This window comes from Cupriavidus sp. WGlv3 (assembly GCF_023952475.1).
Lineage (GTDB): Bacteria > Pseudomonadota > Gammaproteobacteria > Burkholderiales > Burkholderiaceae > Cupriavidus > Cupriavidus phytorum.
Map to the genome: position 1 here is coordinate 1 of NZ_JALHRX010000057.1, position 5,931 is coordinate 5,931.

Annotated in this window: 3 protein-coding genes, 1 tRNA gene and 4 pseudogenes; 7 read left to right on the forward strand and 1 reads right to left on the reverse strand. The window is 52.1% G+C overall.

All coding sequences use genetic code 11. The features are described from left to right. The 4 genes and pseudogenes from MKD38_RS30085 to MKD38_RS30100 form a co-directional block, all read left to right on the forward strand. Nucleotides 1–234: hypothetical protein (locus MKD38_RS30085; RefSeq protein ID WP_172582634.1), on the forward strand; the 234-nt coding region annotated here is incomplete at its 5' end. A gap of 162 nt (nucleotides 235–396) precedes the next feature. Next, nucleotides 397–916: pseudogene (locus MKD38_RS30090) on the forward strand (IS30 family transposase); the annotation flags it as partial. Between the two features lie 748 nt (nucleotides 917–1,664). Next, nucleotides 1,665–2,102 carry a hypothetical protein gene (locus tag MKD38_RS30095; RefSeq protein WP_012354759.1) on the forward strand — a complete coding sequence of 146 codons (438 nt, stop codon included), beginning with the start codon at nucleotides 1,665–1,667 and terminating at the stop codon, nucleotides 2,100–2,102. A gap of 452 nt (nucleotides 2,103–2,554) precedes the next feature. Further along, nucleotides 2,555–2,796 (forward strand): annotated as a pseudogene (locus MKD38_RS30100) (IS5/IS1182 family transposase); the annotation flags it as partial. Between the two features lie 91 nt (nucleotides 2,797–2,887). Here MKD38_RS30100 and MKD38_RS30105 read toward each other — a convergent pair. After that, a tRNA-Ile gene (locus MKD38_RS30105) sits at nucleotides 2,888–2,975 on the reverse strand. Nucleotides 2,976–3,061: 86 nt separating this feature from the next. Here MKD38_RS30105 and MKD38_RS30110 point away from each other — a divergent pair. From MKD38_RS30110 to MKD38_RS30120, 3 genes and pseudogenes are all read left to right on the forward strand, one after another. After that, nucleotides 3,062–3,401 (forward strand): annotated as a pseudogene (locus MKD38_RS30110) (IS3 family transposase); the annotation flags it as partial. Nucleotides 3,402–3,485: 84 nt separating this feature from the next. Next, nucleotides 3,486–4,754, forward strand: a complete 1,269-nt coding sequence (locus MKD38_RS30115; protein WP_157625309.1) for a pectate lyase family protein — start codon at nucleotides 3,486–3,488, stop codon at nucleotides 4,752–4,754. Nucleotides 4,755–5,358: 604 nt separating this feature from the next. Continuing rightward, nucleotides 5,359–5,754: pseudogene (locus MKD38_RS30120) on the forward strand (transposase); the annotation flags it as partial. Nucleotides 5,755–5,931 lie beyond the last annotated feature (177 nt).

Consider the following 5,931-nt stretch of genomic DNA (forward strand, 5'->3'; position numbering starts at 1 on the left):
CATTACGCCGCCTTTGATGACCGCAACCTGAAGAAGATCGGCCATTGCAGCCATTCGAACTGGCCGAGCCGACTGGCCGGGAAGGGTTACGAAAAGACGATCGAAGGTGGGCCGATAATCCTTGTCGCGCAGCATCTTTCCTCCGCCAACCGTTTGAGTACTTTTGCCACACCCGGGCTCAGCTTTTCGGTCATCGATCGGGTCACCCGTCAGCATGGCAGACCGCTGTATTAAATGTCCGTACCGATGAGCAACTGATTCAAGCAATAGATGATGTGTTCTCTTCGTACGGCACCCTATTGCCATCCGACGAGGTGTTCGTCCAACCGATGGCCAAAGATATCGCGGTAAGTGGCGTTGTCATGACATGCGACCCTGAATCAGGCCTTCCATACGGCAGAGGATCGCGCGATGCCTGGACACTGGGAAGGCGATCTGCTGTCGGCAGCGCCAACAGCCAGATTGCAACACTCGTCGAACGCCAGACAAAGTTCGTGATGCTCGTGAAGATTGCCAGCAAGGACTCTGAGGCTGTAGTCAACGCCCTGATCAAGCACGCTGGCAAACTACAGCAGGAATTGTTACAAAATCGCTGACGTGGGATCGCGGCACAGAGATGGCTGGCCACAAGAGCTTCACTGTCGCGACCGATATCAGGGTCTATTTCTGCGAACCTCAAAATCCCTGGCAGCGCGGCACGAACGAAAACACCAACGAGCTCTTGAGACAGTACCTTCCGAAAGGAACCGATCTCTCGATCTATTCGCAAGCCAAGCTCAATGCCATTGCCAGGCGGCTCCACGAACGCCCGCGCAAGGCACTAAACTTCGATACACCGGCTGAACGATTCCATCAAGCTGTTGCGCTGACCGGCCAATTGCTCGAGTATGACGGCGAGATGCCGAATCGGGACTGACTGATCAGACAACGGTGCATTGCCAAAATCGCGCCGCCACTTTCTGAATCTGCCAAAGCCGGAGGTAGAATCATCACTGCCCCCATCTGGGCGCTGGCTAATCACAAACCTTGTCGGCTCGCTCTACGAGTTTGCCCTCCTATATAGCTTACTGTGCGACTTCATAGCCCTGACATGAGCAGATGAGTCGGTGACCTGTCATCAAAGATTTCGATGCACTGCGGCTTAGAAACAAAAAGCGCGCCGGCACCGAGGTGCCCAAATATGCAATCGTGACGTCGGAAATTCGACAAAGCCAACGAATTATGTGGGCATTCTTTCAGCACATAGCATCGCTCGAATGACTGTGCCGATTCTTGCCGCAGATGTGAGAATAAGGGACCTGTGGCCGCAGACTCCGTAGTCTCAGCCGCACTATTTCCGTTCCCTTCATTCTCAATCCTATCTGCGCCTAGATCGGCACCTGCTTCGCTGAGCCGTCTGTGGGCGAGTCAAATCGACGCTGAACCGTCACTATCTTCAGCGGCCCCCCTTGTTTTGGGTCCGCCTACGAGCGTCTCTCGGAACGCTGCGCTATTTGGCATAAGGTTTGCGTGAGCGGACTGGGGCAAAGCAGATGAGGTACGCCGATCCTTTCATTGCAGGGTTGGTGGTCACGGTTTTAGCCGAGGATTATCCACCTCAATCCCTGCTTTATTAGTCACTAGACATTGTCCAAGCCGCTATATAGAAAATGAGGTATGCAAATATGTGTGCACATGATAAAAATGCCAATGATACTGACAAATTTATCGACTCAATGGCGGAAACCATGAAGGCGTTTTCGCAGATATTTGCAACTTTCTGCCAGCCGATTTTGCCGGGCTGGTTCGCAACCAATAGCACTACCAACAATTCAATCACCATCAACAAGGAGAATAGCTCGGATCCGGATATGGAGCGTGAAATCACGCGTGATCACAGCTATGGAAGCCAAATAGGCAGAGTAATTGATGCCGTCGCCGTTCTCGTCGAGCAACAGCCAAAGGACGTAAAGGAGTCCCCGAAATTACAAGGCTTAATGGACCTCAAGAATAGCATTAATAAAATCAAAGGTAGGACTTTGCGCGCAAGGCTAAGCAAATCTGGAGTGAGCCCTGACACTTATGCGAATTTAATAGATAAGATTTACAGTTCGAAGTCATGATGGGATTGGCGCCCGCGCCGCCTCAATTGCGTCGGAGAAAATCGCAGTTCAGGCGCGATTACCGCCCAGTATGCAAATTGTCACCCCGTACCCCGGCGTAACGGGCACCAACGCACATTGCAGGTGCTTGCCTGTTGACACATATCGACTCCTAGTGCTGCTGCCGGCCCGCTACTGCAGCTGCTCCGGGGTCGACCCAAGCCGACGTCGAAGCGCGCGGTCTTCCTGCTATGATCGGGCTTCGTCATTGCCAGCCAGTTCAAACGCTCCCTGAACAGGGACATATTGCCCCGGTGTGACTTGATGTGGTTGACCACAGTCGACTTTTGCGACACGCGCTGCTATAGCCGCACCCTGCTGCGGGTGGCGCGCGTCTGTCTGTTGCCGACGCTTTCCCAGGTGAAGCGCACAGAGACCGTCCGTGTTGCTCGCGAGCGCGCCGAACCTGGGATGAGTGGAGTCGGGCGAAGCTTGCCAGCGCAGCAATGCGCCAGCCCCGAGCACCGAGCATACCGGGCCCAACCACACAGATCGCGGCAGATTAGGCAGCAAACGCCATCTCATCGTAGACCGGCAAGGCGTTCCTCGGGCACTGACTGTCATCGGTTTCAATCGGCACGACTCGGTTGTCCTCGAAGACTTGGTCGATGCAATACCCGCAGTGCCTGGTTTGTCTGTCCAGCGGCCGTCGTGCGCCTTTATAGCTTCGAGAACGTGAAGCTACAGATTGGTTGGATATCGCCGTTCCTGGCGAAGAGTCGAAGAGCTATGAAAGATATCGCGCTTGGTGGGCCGGGTGGGATTCGAACCCACGGTGGGATATCCCCGGCGGATTATGAGTCCGCTGCCTGCAACCAACACAGCGTCCGGCCCTGTAGCGACGCGCGAGATTCTACCCTGAAGTTCCCAGAATTTGCCACCATCGCATCTCGCGACGGGTTGATTTAGCCGGCACTGAATTGGTGCTGGATCTGTTGAATCGGGAAGTCGTGGGCTGGTCCATCAAGGCGCGCATGACGGCGGACCTTGTGGCGGATGTGTTGGCGTGGTTCCGCCGCAGGCCCGGCATGGGGAAATTGTTGGGACGCGCCGACGAAGAGCTCTTCAACAGTTTGGAGAACGAACGAACTCCTTCCACGCGGTACCGGACGCAACGTGAGGCCGCTGCGGACCTGTTCGAATACATCGAAGTGTTCTATAACCGCAGTGGTCGTCATTCGTCCCTCACCTTCGTAATCGCCGACTCAGTTCCTGCAGGACTGGCTCACTGTTCAGCAGGCGACAGATTGGGCTGCATAACCCCGGACCTATGGAAGCCGAAAATAGGAAACCTCAATTATTGGCAATGTCTAAATATTGACAAGGAATTATATGTTATTTCATATGGCATTCAAGCGAGCGACTCTGGTGCTGGGCTCGGCGGCCTTCCTGTTTAATTTATCCGGATCGTGCGCAACGGAATTTGATTTTAGTCGGCCGAAAGGGTTCGGCGCAGCAACGATCGGCGGGATGGGCGGGGAAGTCGTGAATATCACAGATCCAATTGATGGCCGGGAGCAACTGAAGAATGCCCTGTGTAATTCATTTAATGCGGAAGGAGTATGCTCTGATGCAACTCCACGCATCATAAGAATCGCAACAACGATTGACTACACAGGGACAGAAAAAACCTCCTCGGAGCGTGGCTGTTATCCCGGCAAAATAAAAGGTGAATGTCCGACGCCGTACGAGCCGGAAGCATTGATCCTTGTCGATGCGAACGATAGGCATTGCAGTGGAAAAGAAGTCACAGGGATTACTTACGATGCGGCCGGGAAAAATCCGCTATCGGTCGGTTCAAATAAGACCTTAATTGGCGCCAGCTCGTCCGCAGCGCTAAAGGGAAAGGGACTGCGTCTGGTGAACTCCCGCAACGTCGAAATAAGAAATCTTACGATAAGTGACATTAATAACGGCATCGTTTTTGGTGGCGACGCAATATCGCTGGAAGGGGTGGACCGAGTTTGGATAGATCATAATACCTTCCACAATATTGGCCGACAAATGATTGTCGATCACTTCAGGCCTGCAATCAACGTCACTATTTCGTGGAATAATTTCGACGGCACAAGCGCTTACTCACCTGAGTGCAACGGGAAACATTATTGGAATATCTTGCTAACTGCAAAAAAGCAAAATATTACTTTATCCAATAATTGGATTCATGATTTTTCCGGGCGAGCACCGAAAGTTTCTGGCAGCGATGCCATTGTGCATGTGGTTAATAACTATTTCCAGAATGGTTCTTGGCATGCGATCGACTCGAGTGAAAAAGCACATCTTTTTGTCGAGGCGAACTACTTTGATAATGTGATCTTTCCAATTTTGCCTGACGATGGCTATATCTTTGGAGCGCTCGGTAGTCTCGGCGCTGTAGCCCAGCGGGAGTGCAAAGAAAAAGCCGGTCGCCCTTGCCTCGGCAATGTCGCTATCCCTGAACCCTCGAACAACGATTTTACGCAATACTCTGCCGTAATGGAAGCATTTGAAGCGCTGAGAAAAAATATAATTCACTCATCAAAGTCCAAGGCCTCGTCCTGCATGATAACGCCTTATGAGGCAAGCAAAGTGCCCGCTATAGTCAAGGCATATGCCGGCACAGGGCATCTCTGATACATGAAGGGGCGCGTCATGGATGTGCTGTACCGTACTCATTTTCTATTGCAGCAGCGGTCTTCACATACCCTCATGAGCGAGCTTCATAACGATTTGAATACAGTTCATTTTACGTCCGGAGGTACGCCCTCTACAATCCCGACTTCCTGGAGGCGGCTGATGATTTTTCATTCAAATGACTTACAACTCCGGGTTCCACCAACATTGGTGCGAAGCTCGCTCGAAGAATTGCTGAGGCGTTATTTGCAAGGTAGTGATGGTACTTCTTCGAAGTCATCGACTCCAGGCTGCGTCAGGTTTTTGCAAGCCACAAGACGCCTCATTCTAGTCACCTGTCATGTATCAGATGCTGAAGCATGCTAAGGCAAATCAAAAACGTGCGGCGTTCCTTGTTTCAGTTTCAGTCTCTTGGGCCATGTAACGCATGGGTTTTAATATTTCGTTTTCATGCTTTACGCAATTGGCTGGAAACTAAAGAGTCCGCGGTAGTGCTGCCTGATGAGTTAATGGAACGGTGAGCTAGCTAATGTCAGCGTGTTCACCAAGACATGCCTGCCTCGTATGATACCTAGGGACGTTTTTAAATTAGAGGAGATATTTTGTGACCAGTTTGAAGTCCAACCCTTCTGAAGGAGGAAACGAGGCCTTGAGCGAGCCAGAGCGGCGGCGGCGGCGGTCCGTGCATGAAAAGCTTGCTATTGTGCAGGAAACCCTGGAACCAGGTGTAACCGTCTTAGAGGTGGCCAGGCGCCATGAAGTCAATCCCAATCAAGTGTCCGCATGGCGGAAGCAGTACCAAGATGGTACTCTGGCCCCTCACAATATCGGCGAGGCTTTGGTTCCCGCATCTCAATTAGCCGCCGCGATGAACGAGATTCGAGAGTTGCAAAGGCTCTTGGGAAAAAAGACACAGGAAGCAGAGATATTGAAGGAAGCGACTGAGTACACTCCGTCTTCAAGTAGTGATTGCGCACTTCACCATTCCGCCTTGGGGCGACTGTGATGAATAGCGTCTGCATATTCGCCATGAAAGCTGAATAGCCTTACGCCGAGCCATTGGGTGGCTCAGCAAATTTCTTAACCGAATGTCCAGCCCTGCACGAGTCGTTGTATGGTGGCGAACATTTTCTTTGACATAGTTCATGGGGCTGGGCTGCTTTCAAATCACGTATCC

Excerpts from the sequence above, each read along its gene's own strand:
- MKD38_RS30115 (WP_157625309.1), top strand. The coding sequence starts at position 3,486 with ATGGCATTCAAGCGAGCGACTCTGGTGCTGGGCTCGGCGGCCTTCCTG.
- MKD38_RS30095 (WP_012354759.1), top strand. The coding sequence starts at position 1,665 with ATGTGTGCACATGATAAAAATGCCAATGATACTGACAAATTTATCGAC.